Source organism: Vulgatibacter incomptus (assembly GCF_001263175.1).
Taxonomy (GTDB): Bacteria; Myxococcota; Myxococcia; order Myxococcales; family Vulgatibacteraceae; genus Vulgatibacter; species Vulgatibacter incomptus.
Genome location: NZ_CP012332.1, coordinates 2,883,332 through 2,904,970 on the forward strand (window position 1 = coordinate 2,883,332; position 21,639 = coordinate 2,904,970).

Genomic DNA, 21,639 nt, shown 5'->3' on the forward strand with positions numbered 1-21,639 from the left:
GCCAACGATAACGACGCGAGCGCCCGGGGCAAGAGCGGGCTAGAGCGTTTGAAGGAACCGGCCCCCGCAGGCGGGACCGGTTCCTTCATCCGCGCTTCGCGCGAAGGCGCTTTTCCGCTGCTCCGCCTTCGGCTCCGCGTGCGCGGAAGGCGCTCTTCTTTTTGCTTCGCCTTCGGCTCAGGTGTCCTTGCCCTTCTCGCCCACGAACTGATCCTCCTTGTCGCGGAAGAGGAGGTTGAAGGTGGTGAGCGAGCCGTAGCACTTGGTGATGTAGCTCTGGAACTCCACTTTCTCGCCGTCCGTGAGCTTCGCGCTGGCGTTCAGCTTGGCCTCGAGGACCCGGAGGCGGTCCCGGATCATCACCACCTTGCGCAGCAGCGAGTCGATCGGGATCTCCCGCTCCTGCAGCTCGGAGCTGGCGGGCTTGAGGACGATCGAGCCGCCCTCCCACTTGTTGGCGAGGGGAGGCGCGTCGCCCTCGCCCAGGGCGTCGCGGATGATCTCGATGAGCTCGTTGCGGGTCATGTCGAGGAGGTCTCCCAGCTCGACGTCCGGCTCTGCCGGACGCGAGGCTCTGAAGAGGTTGACGCTGGCGCCGCCCGCCTTGCGGATCGTCGGGCCCGCGATCGTCCGGCTGCGCCGGCGCGTGGGGTCGGGAGGCGGCGCGGAGGGGATCCGGCTGCCCCGAGGGAGGAAGCGCTCGCAGCTCGCGGAGGTGGGGGCGAGGTCGCCCCGTCCCGGCATCAGGCGGCAGGGGCCCACCCAACGCCCGCTGGCCTCCTGGCGATTGGGCCGCCAGATCAGGCAGTTCCCGCAGACCTTGTCGGTGGGAGAGAGCCCCGCCCGGGCCTCGGTAACCGGATCGGCGGGCGCCTCCGGGATTCGCTCGTCCTGCTCGCCGCTCCCGTCGTTCATTGCGCGCACCGTAACGAGGAGTCCGATGTGCGGTCAACGGTCGAGCAGCCGACGGCTCGCGAAAACCTCTACCTAGGCCTCATCCGGAACGAGACGAACGAGGCGAGGTCCCGGTGGAGGAAGTACGGGTTGAAGCCCTTCTCGGCGGCGATCGTGGAGGTCGGCCGGTCGGCGTAGTCGTGGCCCGGGTAGACGATCGTCTCGTCGGGGAGGCCGCCCAGCACGCGATGGAGCGAGTCGAACATCGCCTCCGGATCGCCGCCCGGAAAGTCGCAGCGCCCGCAGCCACAGATGAAGAGGGTGTCGCCGGTGAAGACCGCGCTCTCCGCGTGGAAGCACTGGGAGCCGGGCGTATGACCCGGCGTGTGCATGCACTTCACCCCGAGCTCGCCAACCGCCACGCTCTCGCCGGGGTCGACCGCCGTGAGCCGCTCGCCGAGCGCCTGGAGCTCCGCCGAGAACTCCACCTCCTTCCGCTGGGCGTAGGCCCGAACGGTCGGCAGCGCCGAGAGCAGGGGCGCGAGGGCGTTGATGTGGTCCTGGTGGTGGTGCGTCACCAGCGCGGCGACGAGCTCCTTCCCCTCGGCTCGGACGGCACCGAGGATCGCGTCGAGATCCCAAGCGGGATCGACGACCGCGACCTCCCGTCCGTCCGCCGGGCCGATCAGGTAGACGAAGTTCTGCATCGGCCCGATCTGGAGCTGCTTCACGAAGAGCGCCACGGCGTCTCCCTTCACCTGACGATCTTACGGACGCGGCGCGGAAGGGCCCAGCCGAGGACTGCGAGGAAGCCCAGCCCGCCGACACCAGCCTCCGCGCCGCTACAGCCGCAGGGCCGTCCCGAGGTCGGGACGATCGGCTGGGCGATCGGCACGGGCGCGTCCTTGGATCGCGCCTCGCCGGCGCTGGCGGCCTCGGGCGCTTCGGGCGCCGCGCGGCCGCGAGAAGGCGCCGCTGCGTCGGCCGCCTCCCGGGGCGGCCTTCGGCTCCACGCCTCCACCACCTCGGCCTGCTCCTCGCCCACCCGGTAGAGGCGCCGCAGCTCCTTGCCGTCGGCGACCTCCATTTCCAGCGGCGTGCCCGTGCGGATCACGATCCGCCGGCCCCCGTCCGCCACCAGCTCCAGCCTGCCGGGCTTCTCCGAGACCGAGACGGACTCCCAGCCCCGGCGCTCGTCGCCGCAACGCTCGACCACCGCGGCAGGCTCCGCCGAGAGCTCGAGCCAGCAGCCGATCGCCGCCTCACGTCCGGTCTCGATGGCCCGCTTCACCTCGGAAGGGACCCAGGTTCCGACGAGCTGGGCACCCGCCCGGCCATGGGACTGGGCCCGGGCCTGGACGGCGCCCGCGACGAGGACGAAGAGAACCAGGATGCGCAGACGGGAGACGGACATGGCTCGTTCTTACTCCAGAAAGTCCCTGTCCCGCAGCTTCTTGGGCAGGTACTCCTCCGTGATGAACGAGATGCCGCGCCGGGAGAGGGCCTCGATCTCGTACTTCTTGTTGTTGCTGGCCATCGCCTCGAGCTCGCGGCGCCACTGCTTCTTCTCGAACCACGGATACTCGAGCATCTGCTTGATCCGCTTGTGGTCGCCGTCGTCCATCCGGATCGCGGTCTCGTCCGGGAGCCTGTACCGCTCGGGGTCGAAGGACGAGATCCCCACGAAGCGGGCGCCGGGCACCGCCATCCGCATCGACTCGTAGGCCAGGTTGATCGAGCCCTGCTTGATCACCGAGTAGATGTAGAAGCCCCACGGATCGTTGTCGACGAGCACGTAGACGGGCAGCTTCAGCTCCGAGTGCATGCGCTGCACGAGCCGCCTCACGCCCCGCGGCGGCTGACCGCCGCCGTGGATGAGCATGCACTGCTCCTTCTTCCAGTACTTGTCCTCGTTGAAGCGGCTCCACACCGCCTCCTTCTCGACGAGGAGCACGTACTTCGCCTCGGTCTTCCCGAAGCGGATCACGTTGGGCTCGACGATCGACGGCACACCCCACCCGCCCGATCCCTGCCGACGCAGATCGATGGTGTCGCCGGAGTCGATGACGGTCATCGGCCCCACCATCAGCCCCTTGCGGTTGGCGAAGAGGTGGAGCTCCTCGCGGAGCGCGTCCACCGTCACCTCGAGATCCTCGATGATCGGATCCGACTCGTCCTGCTCGTCGAAGGTGTTCTGGCGCGTGTCACCAAGCGTGTGCTTGGTCATGTAGTAGAGGTCTCGGATGCTGGTGGTCTTGCCGACCTCCAGGAGCTCCTTGCACGCGCTCGCCACCAGGAAGGTCTGCATGAACTTCTTGGCCTGGGCCACGTTGAAGAACGCGCGCTCCTGCTTGTCCGCGCCGAGCTCGATGATCTTCTTCTTCGCGTTGAATTGGACGTTGGAGAGGGTGCGCAGCGGTACCACGAGGCGCGGGTTCTTGCGCTTCTTGACCTCCTGGACCACGCCCTTCGCCAACGCCTCGATCTTCGCGAGGGTCTTCTTCGCCGTCACGTCCCGGGTCGCCATCAGCGCTCCTCCTCGGCTTCCAGCTCTTCGTCGGTGGGCCGCCGCTTCTTCGGATTCGACGCAACCCGGTCGAGGATCTCGTCGGTCTCCTCACCACCGGTGATCTCGCGGGCGAGGACCACCAGATCGCCCTTCACCTTCTCCCGATCGGCGCCCGTGATCTCGTGGAGCGATCGCGCGAGCTCGTCGATGTAGAGCTCGAAGATCGATCGCCGCTTGAGCTCGTAGGCCGCGGCCTTGCGCTTGCGGATGAAGGCGGCGAGCTTGCGGCCGCAATCCTGGAGCGCCAGGCGGATCTCCGCGAGGAGCTCGGGGTAGTGGGCGATCGCCTCCTTCGACTCGGAGGTGAACGGCACCCACACCGAGGCGATGTGCACCAGGAGCGCCATCGGCCCCACCGGCAGCGCGCCCCGGGGCTGCTGCAGCTCGTACTTCTTCCAGTCGGTCTTCATCACCGCGTCGGTGACCCCGCACGCGCCGCGCTGGAAGAGGAGCGGCACGCGATTCGCGAAGCGGTAGAGCTCGATGGTCTTGTCCTGGGGCCAGTCGCCGCCGTACGCGAGGCCCACCTCCACCTGGAAGGGATTGCCGCGGTAGACCTTCGGTGGCCTCGTCGACGAGACGATGAAGAACTTCTTCCCCTTGATGATCTCTTCGCCGGGCTCGGGCGGGACGGCGTCGGCGGCGGCCTTCTCGAGCTCCGCCTGCTTCTCCTCCGAGGTCTTCACCGGCGCCTTCTTCCTGCCGCGCCTTGCGCCTTTTTCGAGGAGCTCGAGCTGGGGGAGCTCCTCGGCCTCCTCCTCCACCACGCTCAGGAAGGAGATCAGCCCCTGGCGGATCAGCTCGTCGCCGATCGGCGAGAGGCAGTTCGTCGAGGGCGCCATGATCCGGGTGTCGAGGATCCCCTGCCGCAGCTTCTCGGCGAGCTCGCGATCGTCGGCGAGCTGCTGGGTCCGGAGGGTGCGCTTGAGCCCCGCGTTGCCGAGGATCTCGTCGGCGACGCCCCCGGACACACGCGAGAAGGAGTTCTGCAGGAAGGAGCGGACGTCGCGGTACTTCGACTCCGTCGCCATCAGCATCAGCGTCCCGACCTCGACCCCGTGGGGATGGGGCTTGATCTCCAGCGCCTCCTTCGGCGGCTCGGTGGACGCGCGAGGGAAGACGAGGGGATCGGCCCCTGGGCGCAGGAAGGTCAACGCGAGGTGCGGGTTCGCGAGGACCGTCTGCTCCACGTAGCGGAGGAGGTAGCGCTGGCCCCGGCCGTAGTCGGCCTGGAGCTCGAGCTCGACCGTGGTGCCGTGATCCTTCTCGAGGTCCACCTCGGTGTCCGAGAGGACGACCGGGACGTTTTTGCGGGTGTCGAGCTGCACCTCGAGGCGGTGGGCGGGGCGGCCCTTCCCGGTCTTCGTCCAGACCTGCACCGGCTTGCCGGTGGTGATCTGGCCGTACATGGCGGCGGCGGAGATCCCGATGCCCTGCTGTCCGCGCGACTGCTTCAGCCGGTGGAACTTGGAGCCGTAGAGGAGCTTGCCGAAGATCTTGGGGACCTGCGCCTTCACGATCCCCGGGCCGTTGTCCTCCACGCTCACCACGAAGCGATCGCTCGCACCGGGCACGGCGCGGATCTCGATGGTGAGGTCGGGGAGGATCCCGGACTCCTCGCAGGCGTCCAGGGAGTTGTCGACCGCCTCCTTCACCGTGGTGAGCAGCGCCTTCGTGGGGGAGTCGAAGCCCAGGAGGTGGCGATTCTTGGCGAAGAACTCGGAGACGGAGATCTCGCGCTGCCGCTGCGCCATCTGCTCCGCCGTGGCCTTGCGGCGCGGCTTCGCGGGCGCTTCGCTCGCGGGCGTCTCGGCCTCGGCGGCGACTTCGATTTCATCCGACGGGGGTGCCTTCGCCCGGGACCTGGGGGCCGGGGCCTTCGCGCCGCCCTTCGCACGCGCCGCGCCGGTCTTGCCCGCGCCGGCCTTGCCTGCGCCCGCCTTGCCTGCGCCCGCCTTGCCTGCGCCCGCCTTGCCCGCGCCTGCCTTGCCCGCGCCTGCCTTGCCCGCGCCTGCCTTGCCTGCGCCCGCCTTGCTCGCGCCAGCCTTGCTCGCGCCAGCCTTGCCCGAGGACGCCTTGCCCGCAGTCGCCCTGGCGCCCGACGCCGGCGAGAGCAGCTCGAGCTGTACGCCCTGCCCGCCGTCGCGGCCGCTCTTCGCCTTGCCCTTCGCCATCGGAGTCCTCCTACATTTCGCCCCTCGGGCCCGATAACACTTCCGTTTTCCCCCGGCAAAGGGTCGGGCTGTTGGAAACGCGCCGACGCGGGAGTGGTTCCGCCTGCCCGGCTGTTGCCTCGGGAGCGGTGGAAACCGCTACGTCCGGGCCTTCCTGGACCTTGCGTTTTCCACCAAATGGTTAGGCTTGCCATTCGAAGCCGACCCGAGCTTCGACGACCTGCGAGAGAGCGAGACGATGTCCTTCGACACGACCGAGACCCGCCCCTTCCCCACCGGGCCCCGATCGGCCCACCGCGGCTTCGCCAACTGGCTGAAGACCGGCATCCTCATGGCCGCGATGACCGCGCTGATCCTCGTGGTCGGCCAGCTCGTCGGCGGCGCCCGCGGCATGCTCTTCGCCGGCGCCTTCGCGGTCGTCTCGAACTTCGTGGCCTTCTGGTTCAGCGACAAGCTCGCCCTCGCCGTCCACGGCGCGAAGCCCATCGACCGTACGCAGGCCGCCTGGCTCTACGAGATGGTCGAGCGCCTCACCCGCCGGGCCGGCCTCCCGATGCCGAAGCTCTACGTGATCCCCAGCCCTGCGCCCAACGCCTTCGCCACGGGCCGCAGCCCGTCCAAGGCGGCGGTGGCCGTGACGGAGGGGATCCTGCAGATCCTCGATCGGGCCGAGCTGGAGGGGGTCCTCGCCCACGAGCTCGCGCACGTCCGCAACCGCGACACGCTGATCTCCACCATTGCCGCCACGATCGCCGGCGCGATCTCCGGCATCGCGCACATGATGCAGTGGGCGATGATCTTCGGCGGAGGCCGGAGCCGCGACGAGGAGGAAGGCGCCGGCGGCGTCATCGGCATGCTCGCGCTGATCATCCTCGCGCCGCTCGCCGCCATGATCCTCCAGCTCGCGCTCTCACGCTCGCGGGAGTTCGGGGCCGACGCCACCGGAGCCTCCATCTGCGGCAACCCCATGGCCCTCGCCAGCGCCCTCGAGAAGCTCGAGAGGGGCACCCAGAGGATCCCCGACGATCGCCACCCGGCCACCGCGCCGCTCTTCATCGTGAACCCGCTCTCAGGCAAGAGCGTCTCCCGCCTCTTCTCGACCCATCCCCCCACCGAAGAGCGGGTCAAGCGGCTCCGCGCCATGCGCTCGTACTGAGCGCGCCGGGCCGACACGTCGCGTGAATGTGTCGGCCCCACGACCCTCCAGCGCCCCGGGATCACGCGCGTTTCTCCAGACCCCCGATTGGACGCTTCCCTCCGTTGCCAACGCCCGGGACCGCCTCCATCCTCGCCCCCATCCATTCGAACGGGCACGAGCTGCCAGGGGGCGCGTGATGAGCGAGCTGAGGATCGAGCGCGAGGCGATGGAGGCGGGTGCGCTCCGACTTCGGCTCGAGGGCGTTCTGGACGGCGGCGGCGCCTACCTCCTGCGGGACCGGATCACCTCCCTTGCCCAGCCCGTGGTCGTGGACTTCTCGCGGCTGGAGCGCCTCTCCGACTTCGGCCTCGGCATCCTCGGTATGGCCATCTGCGAGCTCGATCTCGACGTCCAGCTCGTGGGCCTGGGCAACCACGCCCAGCGGATCCTCCGCGCCTTCGGAATCGCCGCTGCAGCTTGATCCGCCGGTGCGCGGACCTTGCACCCGCCGTCTGTAGTCAGCAGACTCGCCCCGAGGTGGCTGTCGTCGAACGGTCCCGTCGCGAGGAGATGGCGGCTTGCATCCTGTTCGTTATGTTTTGGCGGCGCTGACCCTCGCCACGGCGGCCACCGCCCACGCCGAGGCCACCAGCCTCCTCACGCGCTTTCCCACCAGCGGCCTCGATCAGCCCGCTGCCTCGGCGGCGCTCGACGACGGCCCCGCGTCCATCGCCGTGAACCCCGCCGGCCTCGGCTTCCAGCGGGGCCTCGCCCTCCGCTACCTCCACGAGACCGGCCCCGGCGACGGCGGCATGCTGGCCTCGGCCAAGGGCGACGGCCTCTACCTGGGCGATCGCTTCTTCGGCTTCCTTGGCTTCGGCGTCTCCATGGAGTGGGTGAGGCCCAAGGGCGACGCGTCGCTCTCCCTCCTCCACTATCGGCGCACGAGCTGGGGCCTCACCATCGGCTCCGATAGCTTCTCCCTCGGCGGCGCGGCCCACGTCTTCACCAACGGCGCCCTCGACGACCGCGCCTCGTGGGACGTGGGCCTGATGGCGCGCCCCGTCCGCTTCCTCAGCGTCGGCTTCACCATCAAGGACCTCGACGGGCAGAGCTTCGACGGCGAGAAGATCCCCCGGCAATACGTGCTCGGCGTTGGCGCGCGGCCCTTCGGCGATTGGCTCACCCTGGCGGTGGACGCCGAGGTGCTGGGCAGCGAGAACCGCTCCGTCGACCACGGCTTCGAGGCCATGAATCTGGGCTACACGGCCCGAGTCGAAGTGATCCCGGGCCTCCGAGTGCTCGCGTCTCTCACCCACCGCATCGACGCCGAGGTCCCGCTGATCTTCCAGACCGGCCTCGCCCTCGACACCGCCCACCTCGGCCTCGACGGCACGCCCCTGATCCGCACCCGCGACGGCTCCGCCGGCTTCCTCGTCGGCGCGGAGCTTCGCGCCTGGGAGCGGCGCGGCCTGGATCTCGCGCCGCACCGCCGCGTGGCGGTCGTGGATCTCACGCACGCCCTCTCCCCCGCCTCCGAGCTGCGCCTGTTCCCCAGCGAGGTCCGGGATCCCATGGTCGACTTCGTGGCCGGCCTCGACCGCCTCGCCAAGGACCGCGACGTCGGCGGCGTGATCCTCGAGATCCGCTCGACACCAGACGTGGCCATGGGCAAGGCCTACGAGATCCGCCAGGCGATCTCCGAGTTCCGCCAGAGCGGCAAGCCGATCGCGGTCCTCCTCTTCGCCGCCGACGACGCCACGTACTTCCTCGCGTCGGCTGCGGACCGCGTCTACGCCACCCCCGACGCCGCGCTCTTCGTCAACGGCTTCTCGAGCCGCGCCGACTTCCTCGCGGACACGCTGAAGCTCATCGGCGTCACGGTCGACGTCGCCAAGGTCGGCGCCTACAAGAACGCGCCCGATGCCCTGACCCGCTCCTCGATCTCGGACGAGCAGAAGGAGGTCATCCATTCCATGCTCGACGACGTGTTTCCGCGCTACGTGGACACCGTCGCCGCCTCGCGAAACCTGTCTCCGGCCCGTTTCCGCGCCCTCGTCGACACCGGCGTCCTCACCTCCCAGCAGGCCCTCGAGGGAGGCCTGATCGATCGGGTCCTCTTCCCCGACGAGCTCGCGGAGGAGATGCGCGGCCTGGTCCACGGCGCGGTGGGCCTCGTCGACACGCGCCTGGAGGCCGAGGAGTGGACGTCGTGGGGCCCCGCCCCCGAGATCGCCGTGATCCCCATCGAGGGCACCATCACCGCGGGCCACGCCTCGGGAGGCCTGGTCCAGACCACCGGCGCGCGCAGCGTGGTGGCGGCCCTGGAGTCCGCGGCCCGCGATCCCGAGGTGCGGGCGATCGTCCTGCGGATCGACTCCGGCGGCGGCGACGCCGGCGGCTCCCAGCTCATCTGGCGCGCGGTGGTGAAGGCCCGGGAGAAGAAACCCGTGATCGCCACCATGTCGGACGCCGCCGCGTCGGGGGGATACCTCGCGGCCGTGGGGGCCGACCGGATCTTCGCGGCGCCCGATACGGTCACCGGCTCCATCGGCATCTTCTGGATCAAGCCCTCCTTCGAAGGCCTCCTGCACAAGCTCGAGATCGGGACCTACAAGGAGAAGCGCGGCGAGAACGCGGACATCAGCAGCATCCTCCAGCCGTGGACCCCCGGCGAGCAGGCCGCGGTGCAGGCCTACGTCGACTCGTTCTACAAGCAGTTCGTCGAGGCCACCGCGGGCGGAAGGCACCTCGACGTCGACCAGGTCGACGCGGTGGCCAGGGGCCGGGTCTGGACCGGCGCCCAGGCCAAGGAGCGAAACCTGGTGGACGAGATCGGGGGGCTCGCCGACGCGCTCCGCTTCGCGCGGGCCGCCTCGGGGCTCACCCGGGAGGAAGTGGTCCGGTATCGGATCTACCGGCCCAGCGCGAGCCTCCTCAGGGTCGGAGCCGGCGCCTCCCTGGAGATCGACCCTCCCCCCGGTTCATGGATCGCCGGGCTCCCCGAGCCGGTACGGGACGCAATTCTCGCGAAGATTCCGCTTCCGTTGTTGGTTTCCAACCCGAGCGGGTTGTGGGCGCTGGCTCCATTCGACTGGAGGCCGCGCTGAGCCGTGACAATCTTCGTTGTCACCGGCGAAAGAGCCGTGCTACAAGATGCGTGCTGTTCGCCCGTGCGTGCCTGGGGTTTCATGCGCGGCAGCGACGGCAGCCCCTTCCAGCGTGATGACGATGTTCGAGCTGCGATGCAGCGGACCATCGGAACGCCGGGCGGGATCGCATGGTACAGGTTGCCGTGGTCCGAAGCGGGCGTGCTTGTCCGCAAGCCTACGGCGCCCCTAGGTTTTTCCAGGGCCCAGGCCCGCGCATGAGCTCCCGTCGGCGGCCGCCTTTTTCGGCCGCGTACACGGGCGAGACGTAGCGAGCAAACCCTCGAGGTCGACGCAGCCAACGATCGGCGTTCCCTTTCATCCGAGCGGGCATCCGCTCGCGGAGAACCCGGCCGGCTGCCCTTCGAGGGCATACCGAAAGTAGGATGATGGCGACGAACGAGCTGGGCGCAGAGATGAGCGAGAGGCCGGAATCCGTTTCCGGCGGCGCGGCTTCCGAGGTTGGGGGCGAAGGCGGGACGGCGGGCGGCCCCGGACAGGAGGGCCAGCGCAAGCGCCGGCGGCGGAGGCGCGGCAAGCGCGGCACGGCCCAGCCGGGCGCCCCTGCAGGCGGCGGCCAGGAGGCCGCACCGCAGGCCGGTGGCCAGGCGCAGCTCCTGCAGGTCGAGGGGATCCTCGACTCCGAGATCCGCGGCCCGAACGCCTTCCTTCGCCGAGCGGAGAAGAACTACCTCCCCACCCCCGACGACCCCGAGGTGCCCAAGCACCTGGTCCAGCGGCTCCGCCTCCGGCCCGGCGCGCGCCTCATCGCGCACGCCCAGTCCAAGGGCAAGCTGGTGGTCCAGCGGATCGACACGGTGGACGGCCTCCCTCCGGAGCAGGCCTGGAACCGGCCCGACTTCTCCGGCCTCACGGTGATTGACCCGGTCCGCCGGATCCGCCTGGAGACCACGGGGAAGGAGTCGCTGACCCGGGTGCTCGACCTCATCTCGCCCATCGGCTTCGGGCAGCGCGCCCTGATCGTCGCCCCGCCCAAGACCGGCAAGACGATCATGCTCCAGCGGATCGCGCAGGCGATCTCCACGAACTACCCCGACGCCCACCTCATGGTGCTCCTCGTGGACGAGCGTCCCGAGGAGGTCACGGACATGCGGCGCTCGATCAAGGGCGAGGTCCTCGCCTCGTCGTCCGACCGCTCCTCCGCGGACCACCTCAAGGTGGCGGAGATGACCCTGGAGCGCGCCAAGCGCCTGGTCGAGCAGGGCAAGGACGTGGTGATCCTCCTCGACTCGATCACCCGCCTCGCCCGCGCCTACAACAAGGAGGTCGAGTCCTCCGGCCGCACCCTCTCCGGCGGCGTGGACTCCAAGGCCCTCGAGAAGCCGAAGCGGATCTTCGGCGCCGCCCGCAACTGCGAAGAGGGCGGCTCGCTGACCATCATCGGCACCGCGCTGATCGACACCGGCTCGCGGATGGACGAGGTGATCTTCGAGGAGTTCAAGGGCACCGGCAACATGGAGGTGACCCTGGACCGCATGCTGGCCGAGAAGCGGATGTTCCCCGCGATCAACATCCCGCAGTCCGGCACGCGCAAGGAAGAGAAGCTCTTCTCGCAGCTCGAGTACGACAAGGTCCGCCTGCTCCGGGTGGCCCTCTCGAACTACAAGCCCGTCGAGGCCATGGAGAAGCTCCTCACCAAGGTCAACGAGTTCCGTTCGAACGACGAGTTCCTCAACGCCGTTTAGGCGCAGTCCGAGCGCCCGCCCGGAAGCCCGGCCTTGCCAAATGAGCGCGAGGCCGGCATGACTACGCCGTGGCGAAGCTCCTCATCGTCGAAGACGAAGCAGATCTGCGCGATCTGCTGAGCTACAACCTCCGCGCGGCGGGTCACGAGGTCGCCCTCGCCGCCAGCGCGAGCGAGGGGCTCGAGCAGGTCCGGCGCTGGCGCCCCGAGCTCATCCTCCTCGACCTGATGCTCCCGGATCTGCCCGGCACCGAGCTCTGCCGTCGCGTGAAGGGCGATCCCTCCACCGCCGCCACGCGGGTGGTGATGCTCACCGCCCGGGGCGAGGAGATCGATCGGGTCGTGGGCTTCGAGCTCGGCGCCGACGACTACGTCTCCAAGCCATTCAGCCTCCGGGAGCTCGTGCTCCGCGTGAACGCGGTGCTCCGGCGCGGCCAGCCCGCGGCGAAGGAGGACTCCGCCGTGGTGGTGGGCCCCCTCACCGTGGACCTCCCTCGCCACCGCGTCACCGTATCTGGAGAGGAAGCCGCCCTCACCGCCCTCGAGTTCCGCCTCCTCTGGACCCTCCTCTCGCGCAAGGGCCGGGTCCAGACCCGGGAGCGCCTCCTCGAGGACGTGTGGGAGATGAGCCCCGACGTCACCACCCGCACTGTCGACACCCACGTGAAGCGTCTCCGCGAGAAGCTCGGGGCCGCGGGCGCCCTCGTGGAGACGGTGCGAGGCGTCGGCTACCGCTTCGCCGAAGAATCGAGCGACGCCGCTTGAACCGAAGCCGCGTGGAGCGCCTCGTCGCCGCGCAAATCGTCGCCTCGGTGATCCTCATCGGCGTGCTGCTGGCCGGTGCCAGCCGCGGCCCCCTCTTCGCCCTCACCCTGGCGATCGCGCTCCTCGCGGGGGTTTCCGGCGTCCTGATCGGACGGTCGAGCCGCGAGTTGAAGCGGATCACGGACGCGGCCCAGCGCATCGCGAACGGCGACGCGGCGGCGCGGCCCCCCGAGGCGCAGACGGAAGGTCTCTCGGCGCTTTCCTGGGCCGTGGGCCGGATGGCCGAGCAGCTCGCGAGCCAGGTCGAGCGGATCTCCTCTCAGCGGGAGCTCCTCGAGGGCGTCCTCACCGGCATGGAGGACTCGATCCTCGTGCTCCGCCCCAACGGCCGCCTCCTCCTCGCGAACCATCCGGCGCAGAAGCTCTTTCGGCTGCCCTGGGGCCGCACGGAGCGTCCGTTCTCGGATCTCGTCCGGGTGCCGGGCCTCCTCGAGGCGGTCCAGCGCGCCTCGAGAGGCGAGCCTGCGCCCATCGACGAGGTGCTGCCGGGCCCGCCGCGGAGGGAGCTCGTGGGCCGCGCGGCGCCGCTGTCTCCAGGCGGAGAGGCCGCCATCGTCGTGGTGGTCCGCGACGTCACCGAGCTGCGGCGGCTCGAGGCCGTCCGGCGGGACTTCGTGGCGAGCGCGAGCCACGAGCTGCGCACGCCCGTGGCCGCCCTCCGTGGCTACGCCGAGACCCTCGCGTCCGGCGCCCTCGACGATCGCGACGCGGCCGAGCGCTTCGTGGCCGGCATGTTCCGGCAGGCCCAGCGGCTCTCGGCCCTCATCGACGGCCTCCTGGATCTCTCGCGCATCGAGTCCGGGAGCATGGCCCTCGAGCCCGAAACGGTGGAGGTCTGTGACGCCATCCACCACCTGGCCGATGGCGCCAGGGAACGCGCCGAGAGCAAGGGCCTCACCCTCGTGGTGAAGGACGCCTCCCCCACCCTCACCGCCTTCGCCGATCCCCGCGCCATCGAGATCGTGGTCGGGAACCTCCTCGAGAACGCCATCAAGTACACGCCGTCGGGCGGCACCGTCACGATCGCGGCGCGGGCCGAGGACGACGCGTCGATCCGGATCGACGTGCGCGACACCGGCCCCGGGATCGATCCCCTGCACCAGCCGCGGATCTTCGAGCGCTTCTACCGGGTGGACGCGGGCCGCGACCGGGACGTCGGAGGCACCGGCCTGGGCCTCGCGATCTCCAAGCACCTGGCCCAGCAGAGCGGCGGCGACGTCGGCCTCGAGAGCCGCCCCGGCGGCGGTTGCCGCTTCTGGGTGCGGCTGCCCTCCGCTGCCGCCTCCCAGGCGTCGGCGTCTGCGTCTGCGACGTAATCGCCGAGCGCGAGCCGAAAAACACAAACAGCAAGAAAATCAAAGCCGTCGGCTGCCTCGCGCAATTCGAAGCGCGGCTCGCGCCATCACGTAACGCAACGTCATCAAAATAAAAAACAGTTCTCTGGTTGCACGAATCGATTTTGAAGGCTAACGAACAATCGAGGCCAAGCTCGACCGGCGAAAGGGGATCGGCTTTGCGACCGCTGACGCTCTACATCCTCCTCTTCGGTCTCGCGGCGGGCACCGCTGTCGGCGTCGGCGGCTACGCCTTCGTCTACGCCCGCGGCTACTCCTACCTCCAGAACGATCCGGCGGCCTGCGCGAACTGCCACGTGATGCAGGCGCACTTCGACGGCTGGACCAAGGGCAGCCATCGCTCCGCGGCGGGCTGCAACGATTGCCACGCCCCTCCCGGCACGATCGACAAGTACCTGGTCAAGGCCGAGAACGGCTTCTGGCACTCGCTGAAGTTCACCACGGGTGATTTCCACGAGCCCATCCGGATCCGCCAGAAGAACCACGACGTGACCGAGCAGGCCTGCCGTGGCTGCCACCGGGAGATCGTGGACGCGATCGACGGGACCCACGGCGCAGCGGAGCCGAACTCTTGTGTGCGGTGCCACGACTCGGTCGGGCACATGCGGTAGACGAGGCGAGGAGAGCGATGACGAACGACACGACCAAGCCCCGGAAGAAGCCGGGGCGAGCGACCCTGATCGGAACGGTAGCCGTCGCGGCCGTGGCCGCCGCGGGAACGAGCGCGCTGCTCGTCAACATCTTCGAGAGGAAGGCCGAGTCCAGGAACCCCTTCTTCCGCGTCGTCGAGCTCGACGAGAAGACCGAGGATCCGGCGGTCTGGGGGAAGAACTTCCCGATCCAGTACGACGCCTATCTGCGCACCACCGACATGGTCCGCACCCGCTACGGCGGCAGCGAGGCCATGCCCCGCACCCCCACCGAGGCCGATCCCCGCTCGATCGTCGCCCGCTCCAAGGTGGAGACCGACCCCAGGCTGAAGACGATGTGGGCCGGCTATCCCTTCTCCGTGGACTACCGCCAGAAGCGCGGCCACGCCTACATGCTCGAGGATCAGGAGCAGACCAGGCGTGTTAAGGAGTTCAACCAGCCCGGCACCTGCCTCCACTGCCACGCCTCGATCGTGAACCCCTACACCGAGGCGGGCGACGGCGATTTCCTCGCCGGCTTCGACAAGCTCAACCGGATGTCGTTCCAGGAGGCCCGGACCCACGTCCAGCATCCGATCTCCTGCATCGACTGCCACGACCCCAAGACGATGCAGCTCCGGGTCACGAGGCCTGGCTTCCTCGAGGGGATCAAGGCGCTCAAGGCCTCGGAGGGCATCGCGGACTACGATCCGAACACCATGGCCACCCGGCAGGAGATGCGCAGCTACGTCTGCGGCCAGTGCCACGTGGAGTACTACTTCAAGGGCCCCGAGAAGCGCGTCACCTATCCCTGGGCCAAGGGCCTCAAGATCGAGAACATCCTCGACTACTACGAGGAGGTCGGCTTCACCGACTTCGTGCACGCAGAGACCGGGGCCAAGGTCCTGAAGGCCCAGCATCCGGAGTTCGAGATGTGGAGTCAGGGGATCCACGCCCGCTCGGGCGTCTCCTGCACCGACTGCCACATGCCCTACGAGCGGGTCGGCGCGATGAAGGTGACGGACCACCACGTCCGCAGCCCGATGCTGAACGTGAACCGTGCCTGCCAGACCTGCCACAAGTGGTCGGAGGACGAGCTCAAGGCCCGGGTGGAGACGATCCAGGAGCGCACGGTGGAGCTGCGGAACATCGCCCTCGACGCGCTCGTCGACCTGGTCGGCGACCTCAAGGCGGCGCGGCAGGCCGGCCGTTCGGACGCCGAGCTCGAGACGCCGAGGTCGCTGCAGAAGCGCGCCCAGATGATGATCGACTTCATCGAGTCGGAAAACTCGGCGGGCTTCCACGCGCCGCAGGAGGCGGCCCGGATCCTGGCCCAGGCCATCGACACGGTTCGCAAGGCGCAGAACGCGCTGAAGTCCACCGAGCCCGCGGTCGGCACGGTCCAGTAGCTGCAGCAACAGGCACGATTCTCCAAGTTGAGGATGTGGAGCGTGCCTATGAGATCGTCGAGACGCTCTCCCGCGAGGGAGGGCGCCTCCTCCGGCGGGCCGTTCGACGATCGGACGACCGGCGCGTGCTCCTGGAGACGATCCCCACGGGCGCCGCGCAGGCCCTGGCGGCGGACCGGCTCCGCAACGACCTCGAGATCGGGCGCTCTCTCGAGCGCCCGCATCTGATCCGCTCCCTCGCCCTCGAATCGATCGACGGCTCCCTCGTCCTCGTCCGCGACGACGTGGGCGCCGATCCCCTCACGGGCCTGCTGGGCGATCCGCTGCCCATCGAGACCTTCCTCGACCTGGCCCGATCGATGGCCCTGGCCCTCGAGGAGCTCCACGAGGAGCGGGTCGTCCACCGCGACGTGAAGCCCGACGCCTTCCTCGCGGACCCCGACACCGGGAAGGCCTGGCTCTTCCGCTTCGGCCTCTCGTCCCGCTCGTCCCCGGAGCGGCCCCGCGTGCTCCTCCCCGACCTGGTCGAGGGCTCGCTGCCGTACATCTCCCCTGAGCAGACCGGCAGGATGAACCGCCCGATCGACGGTCGCTCCGACCTCTATTCGCTGGGCATCACCTTCTTCCAGATGCTGGTCGGACGCCTGCCCTTCGAGGCCGCGGATCCCGGCGAGTGGATCCACCTCCAGGTCGCGAGCCCGGTTCCCCCGCCGGCCACGCTCTCCCCCCACGTCCCCGACGACCTCTCCCGGATCGTCGTCCACCTCACCGCCAAGATGCCCGAGGAGCGCTACCAGACCGCCGCGGGCCTGAGGCGCGACCTCGAGGATTGCAAGCGGCAGTGGAAGGAGACCGGCCGGATCGAGCTCCCGACGCTCGGCGCCTCGGACGTCTCCGCGAGACTCCAGCTTCCCCAGCGCCTCTTCGGACGCGACGAAGAGAAGGCGATCCTCGAAGGAGCGCTCGAGGATGTCGCGAGCTCCGGCAAGCCGGCCCTCACCGTGATCACCGGTGCGTCGGGGGTCGGCAAGTCGTCCCTGGTGCACGGCTTGCTCCGCCCCCTCGCCAGCCGGCGCGGGATCTTCCTCTCGGGCAAGTTCGATTCGATCCGGCGCGGCGTCCCCTACTCCACCATCGCCCACGCGTGCCGGGAGGCCCTGCGGGGCATCCTCGGCGAGCCGGAGGAGACCCTCGCGTCGTGGCGGCGCCGCCTGGCCGAAGCCCTCGGGGAGAACGGGCAGATCCTGGTCGAGCTCCTGCCCGAGCTCGAAGCCATCGTCGGCCCGCAGGAGGAGGTCTCCCCGCTCCCCTACGTCGAAGCCCGGAAGCGATTCATGCGGGTCTTCTCCCGATTCCTGCAGGTCTTCGCCACCCGCGAGCACCCGGTCGTCCTCTTCCTGGACGACCTCCAGTGGAGCGATCCCGAGAGCCTCGAGCTCCTCGAGCACGTGCTCTCCCAGCCCGACGCCGGCCCCATTCTCGTGGCCTGCGCCTGGCGGGAGCAGGAGGTTGGCCCTTCGGTCCTCTCCTGGCTGGGCCGGATCCAGGAGCGCGGCGTGCCCACGACCGAGCTCGGCCTGGGACCGCTCGAGAAGGACGCCATCGAAGAGCTCCTCTCCGCCGCTCTCCTGGGGCCCGCAGAGGAGGTCCGGTCGCTCGCCGGGCTCGTCCTCGCGAAGACCGGCGGGAACCCCTTCTTCGCGCTCCAATTCCTGTCCGAGCTCGTCGACGATCGGCTCCTGCGCTTCGATCCCGAGGCGCACCTCTGGCGCTGGGATCTGGCGGCGATCGAGCGCCAGGGCTTCACAGAGAACGTGGTGGAGCTCCTGGCCTCGCGCCTGGGCCGCCTCCCGGAGGAGACGCGCGACGTCCTCCGGATCGCCGCCTGCATGGGCCACTCCGCGGACCTCCGGGCTCTCGCGATCGTCATGGAGCGCCCCGGCGACGAGATCCGCAAAGCGCTGCAACCGGCCCTCGAGCAGGGGCTCATGACCCTGCGCTCGGACGACGCCACCGCGGAGCGCTTCCGCTTCGTCCACGACCGGATCCAGCACGCCGCATACCGGCTCCTGCCGGAGGATCGGAGGGCCCAGGCCCACCTCCGGATCGGCCGTCTGCTCCTGCAGGCCGCTCCCCGGGAGGAGCCGGGGGAAGAAGAGGGGATCTTCGAGCTCGCGGCCCACTTCAACCTCGCGCGCGAGCTGCTGGGGTCAGACGAGAAGCTCGAGGCGGCCCGGCTCGACCTCGCCGCGGGCCGGCGGGCGATGGACTCGTCCGCTTTCGCTACCGCGCTCGATTTCTTCTCCATCGGCTCCGGGCTGTTGCCAGAGGACGCCTGGGAACGTCACGGCGACCTGGCCTTTCCCCTCCACCTCGGCTGGGCGAATTGCGCGTTCCTCACGGGCGACAGGTCCCAGGCCGACGAGCTCCTCGAGGACCTGAAGGCGCGCGCTCGCGGCCCGGAGGAGATCGCCTCGGTCGCGACCTCGGCGATCTACCTCCACACGATCCGCCAGGAGGTCAGGCAGGCAGTGGAGGTGGCCCTGGACGCCCTGCAGCGCCTCGGCCTCGATTCGCCCGTTCGCCCCACGAGTGAACAGGTCGATCGCGAGCACGACGCCTTCGAGGAGGCGCTCGGCGGAGAGCCGATCTCCTCGCTCCTCGACCTTCCTCGAGCGAAGAGCGAGAGGGTCGCCGCGATTGCGGACATCGTGAGGGTCGTGGCGGTCCCGGCCTTCTACACCGATCTCCACCTGATGGCCGGGCTGATGTTGATCTCTTCGACACTCAACGTGAAAGAAGGAAACCCCGACGCCGCCGCTCCGAACTACGCCGCCCTGGGGATGGCCGTGGCCCACCTCTTCGGCCGCTACCGGAAGGCCTACGACCTCGGGAAGCTCGGGCGCGACCTCGTCGATCGCCGGAAGCTGGAGCCCTACCGCGCCCAGACCTACATCCTCGCCGCGTTCACGAACCAGTGGCGCGAGCCCCTCAGCGCCGGCCTCTCGCTGGCCGACAGCGCCTTCGTCTCGGCGACCCGCACCGGAGACCTCACCTACGCCTGCTACGTCCGGTGCGACCGGATCTCCCTCCTCCTCGCCATGGGCGTCCCCCTCCCGGAGATCGAGCGCGAATGCCTGGACTCCCTCGAGTACGTGGCCGGGATCGGCTATCCGCTCGTGACCACTGTCGTCACGGACCAGCTCCGCCTGGTGAAGAGCCTCCGCGGAGACACCGAGAGCCTCGGCTCCTTCGACGGGGAGGATTTCAGCGAGGCGGACTTCGATCGCGAGCTCGAAGCGTACCGGTCCACCTCGCCGATCGCGATCTGCTGGCACTGGATCCGGAAGCAGGTCGCGCTCGTCCACGCCGCCCGATTCGACGAGGCCCTCGACGCGGCGGAGAAGGCGCAGGAGCTCATATGGACCTCGCCCTCGTTCACCGAGGTCCCCGAGCACCACTTCCACCGCGCGATGGCCCTCGCCGGGACCCTCACCGAAGGGGATGTCGATCCGGAGCGCTTTCGGAGCCTGCGCGAAGAGCTCGAGCGCTTTCGCGTCTGGGCCGAGGGATGCAAGGCCACCTTCGGCCACAGGCACGACCTCCTCGCCGCGGAGGTCGCGCGACTGGAAGACCGGGAGCTCGACGCGGTCCGCGCCTACGACGCCGCCATCCTGGGCGCGCGGGAGAACCGCTTCCTTCAGGACGAGGCCCTCGCCTTCGAGCGCTCCGCTGCCTTCACCCACGCTCGCGGCTTCGCGATCGGCGCGGAGCTCCGGTTGCGAGAAGCGCGCCGCTGCTACCGGCAATGGGGCGCGGACGGGAAGGTGCGGGATCTCGAGGAACGCTTCCCTGCGCTCGCCGAGGCCGCCCCGACGGCCGCCGTCTCCCTCCCCGCCGAGCGCCTCGACTGGATGGCACTGGCGAAGGCCGCCCAGGCGATCTCGAAGGAGGTCGATCTCCCGTCGCTCCTCTCACCCCTGGTGCGCTCCGTCCTCGAGCAGGGAGGCGCGCGCCGCGCCTGCTTCGTTTTCCTGCGGGACGGCGAGCCGCGGATCCTGGCGGAGGCGACTCTCGCCCCTTCGGGTGTCGAGACCCGATCCCTCGACGAGCCCCTCTCCCCGGAGCTCGTCCCCACGTCGATCGTCCAGCTCGTCCTTCGCACGGGCGAGCGGGTCGTGATCGGAGACGCCATCGCCTCTGGCCCGACCGAGGACGAGTACTTCGTCCGGAGGCATCCTCGCTCCGTTCTCTGTCTACCGATCCTCCGGAAGGGAGAGGCCGTCGCGGCCCTCTACCTCGAGAACGATCTCGTCGCGGGAGCGTTCTCGTCGCGGCGCCTCGCCGCCCTCGAGCTCCTGGCCGGCCAGGCGGCGATCTCGGTGGAGGCCTCGGCGGTGTCGGCGCGGGAGCTGGCCGATCGGAAAGCGGCGGAGGCCGAGCAGGAGCGGACCGAGCTCCTGGATCGGATCACCGCCTCGCTCTCCGGGTCCCTCGATCTACGGGAGCAGTCCACGCGGCTGGTTCGGGCGTTCGCCGCGACGCTCGCCGACGGCGCGATCGTCTTCCCCGTCGACGAGGAGGGCACCTTCCTCGAGCCGTCCTACGCGATTGCCCCCGAGCTGGACTCCAAGGCGTTCCGCCCGCTGGCAGGCTATCGGCCCTACAAGGAATCGCGCGTTCCCGCAGGCCGCGCGGTCGCGACCGGCGAGTCGGTCTTCCTTCCAGAGATGGATGACGACACCATCCGCGAATACACGGACGACGAAACGCAGTCCGAGTTCGTTCGTTCCCTGGGCGTGCACTCGCTGATCGCGTCACCCATGATCTCGGGTGGCCGCGTGATCGGCGCCATCGTGCTGGTCCGCTTCGAGACGAAGCGCCCCTTCGAGCCGGCGGATCTCGAGCTCCTGGAGGAGCTCGCGCAGCGGGCGGCCTTCTCCCTCGACAACGCCCGGCTCTACAACGCCGCGCAGGCCGCGATCCGCCTCCGGGACGACTTCGTCTCGATCGCCTCCCACGAGCTGCGCACGCCCCTGACCAGCCTCCAGCTCATCATCCAGCGCCTCGAGAAACGGATCACCTCGATGACGTCCGAGCAGGTGAAGAACGCCCTCGCGCTGGCAGGCAGGCAGATTCGACGGCTGATCCGGCTGGTCGGCCGCCTCCTCGACGTCGGCCAGGTGGAGGCCGGAAAGCTGCAGATCCATCGGCAGGACTTCGACCTTGGCGAGCTCGTCGAGGAGGCCGTCGACCAGCTCGCCGACGAGCTCGCCCGCGCGGACGCCGACGTCCGGCTCGAAACCCCGAAGGGCGTCGTCGGGAGCTGGGACGAGGTCCGGATCGGCCAGGTGGTCACCAACCTCCTCACCAACGCGATCAAGTTCGGGCGCGGCTCTCCGATCGAGATCGAGGTCGGGCAGGAGGACGGGATCGCGCGCATCGACGTGACCGACCACGGGCCGGGGATCGCGCCCGAGATCCAGGAGCGGCTCTTCCGCCGCTTCTCTCGCGGCGTCTCGTCGCGCCACTACGGCGGCATGGGCCTCGGGCTCTACGTCTCCCGGCGGATCGTCGAGGCCCACGGCGGCAGCATCGGCGTCGAGAGCGAGGAGGGCGAAGGCGCCCGGTTCACGGTGGAGCTGCCCGTCGAACCGCCCGCTCACGACGCGTCCTCCGCTCCCTGACCACCGTCGCTTCGTTGCGTACTTGTCACAAAGTCGCCGCGCGGCCGTCGCGGCCTGGGCGGATTCTCGCCGCGTAAACGTCGTGGCGCTGCCACATCAAGGAAG

The 21,639-nt window shown here is 69.6% G+C and carries 14 protein-coding genes; 9 read left to right on the plus strand and 5 right to left on the minus strand.

From position 1 onward, the window contains the following. Positions 1 to 177: 177 nt before the first annotated feature. The 5 genes from AKJ08_RS12000 to AKJ08_RS12020 all read right to left on the minus strand — a co-directional run bounded on the left by AKJ08_RS12000 (position 178) and on the right by AKJ08_RS12020 (position 5,637). Positions 178 to 915 (minus strand): hypothetical protein, encoded by a 738-nt coding sequence (locus AKJ08_RS12000; protein ID WP_240475314.1) that lies wholly within the window; start codon positions 913 to 915, stop codon positions 178 to 180. A gap of 68 nt (positions 916 to 983) precedes the next feature. Beyond that, positions 984 to 1,652 (minus strand): MBL fold metallo-hydrolase, encoded by a 669-nt coding sequence (locus AKJ08_RS12005; protein WP_240475316.1) that lies wholly within the window; start codon positions 1,650 to 1,652, stop codon positions 984 to 986. Next, a complete protein-coding gene (locus AKJ08_RS12010; RefSeq protein ID WP_050726288.1) occupies positions 1,649 to 2,308 on the minus strand; it encodes a hypothetical protein in 660 nt (219 codons plus the stop codon). The genes AKJ08_RS12005 and AKJ08_RS12010 overlap by 4 nt, the downstream gene beginning before the upstream one ends. 9 nt (positions 2,309 to 2,317) lie before the next feature. Beyond that, positions 2,318 to 3,421 carry a DNA topoisomerase IV subunit A gene (locus AKJ08_RS12015; RefSeq protein ID WP_050726289.1) on the minus strand — a complete coding sequence of 368 codons (1,104 nt, stop codon included), beginning with the start codon at positions 3,419 to 3,421 and terminating at the stop codon, positions 2,318 to 2,320. Then, positions 3,421 to 5,637: a DNA topoisomerase VI subunit B gene (locus AKJ08_RS12020; RefSeq protein WP_082343107.1), complete on the minus strand. Its 2,217-nt coding sequence runs from the start codon at positions 5,635 to 5,637 to the stop codon at positions 3,421 to 3,423. Before AKJ08_RS12020 ends, AKJ08_RS12015 begins: the two co-directional genes overlap by 1 nt. A 238-nt stretch (positions 5,638 to 5,875) precedes the next feature. Here AKJ08_RS12020 and htpX point away from each other — a divergent pair, with 238 nt between their 5' ends. The 9 genes from htpX (at position 5,876) to AKJ08_RS12065 (ending at position 21,534) form a co-directional block, all read left to right on the plus strand. Continuing rightward, on the plus strand, positions 5,876 to 6,793 hold the full coding sequence (gene htpX, locus AKJ08_RS12025) for a zinc metalloprotease HtpX (protein ID WP_082343419.1): 918 nt from the start codon (positions 5,876 to 5,878) through the stop codon (positions 6,791 to 6,793). Between the two features lie 178 nt (positions 6,794 to 6,971). Next, positions 6,972 to 7,256 carry an STAS domain-containing protein gene (locus AKJ08_RS12030; RefSeq protein ID WP_050726290.1) on the plus strand — a complete coding sequence of 95 codons (285 nt, stop codon included), beginning with the start codon at positions 6,972 to 6,974 and terminating at the stop codon, positions 7,254 to 7,256. Positions 7,257 to 7,353: 97 nt separating this feature from the next. Continuing rightward, positions 7,354 to 9,885: a signal peptide peptidase SppA gene (gene sppA / locus AKJ08_RS12035; protein WP_157370639.1), complete on the plus strand. Its 2,532-nt coding sequence runs from the start codon at positions 7,354 to 7,356 to the stop codon at positions 9,883 to 9,885. 425 nt (positions 9,886 to 10,310) lie between these two features. Beyond that, on the plus strand, positions 10,311 to 11,630 hold the full coding sequence (rho, locus tag AKJ08_RS12040; protein WP_205624720.1) for a transcription termination factor Rho: 1,320 nt from the start codon (positions 10,311 to 10,313) through the stop codon (positions 11,628 to 11,630). Between the two features lie 68 nt (positions 11,631 to 11,698). Then, positions 11,699 to 12,394: a winged helix-turn-helix domain-containing protein gene (locus tag AKJ08_RS12045; RefSeq protein ID WP_050726292.1), complete on the plus strand. Its 696-nt coding sequence runs from the start codon at positions 11,699 to 11,701 to the stop codon at positions 12,392 to 12,394. Further along, positions 12,391 to 13,770, plus strand: coding sequence for a sensor histidine kinase (locus AKJ08_RS12050; protein WP_050726293.1), 1,380 nt, complete (start codon positions 12,391 to 12,393; stop codon positions 13,768 to 13,770). The genes AKJ08_RS12045 and AKJ08_RS12050 overlap by 4 nt, the downstream gene beginning before the upstream one ends. A 197-nt stretch (positions 13,771 to 13,967) precedes the next feature. Then, entirely contained in the window at positions 13,968 to 14,420 is a 453-nt protein-coding gene (nrfH, locus tag AKJ08_RS12055) for a cytochrome c nitrite reductase small subunit (RefSeq protein WP_157370641.1), read from the plus strand. A gap of 17 nt (positions 14,421 to 14,437) precedes the next feature. After that, positions 14,438 to 15,847 carry an ammonia-forming cytochrome c nitrite reductase subunit c552 gene (locus AKJ08_RS12060; protein WP_050726295.1) on the plus strand — a complete coding sequence of 470 codons (1,410 nt, stop codon included), beginning with the start codon at positions 14,438 to 14,440 and terminating at the stop codon, positions 15,845 to 15,847. Between the two features lie 35 nt (positions 15,848 to 15,882). Next, positions 15,883 to 21,534, plus strand: a complete 5,652-nt coding sequence (locus AKJ08_RS12065) for an AAA family ATPase (RefSeq protein ID WP_169788815.1) — start codon at positions 15,883 to 15,885, stop codon at positions 21,532 to 21,534. The last annotated feature ends 105 nt before the right edge of the window (positions 21,535 to 21,639 follow it).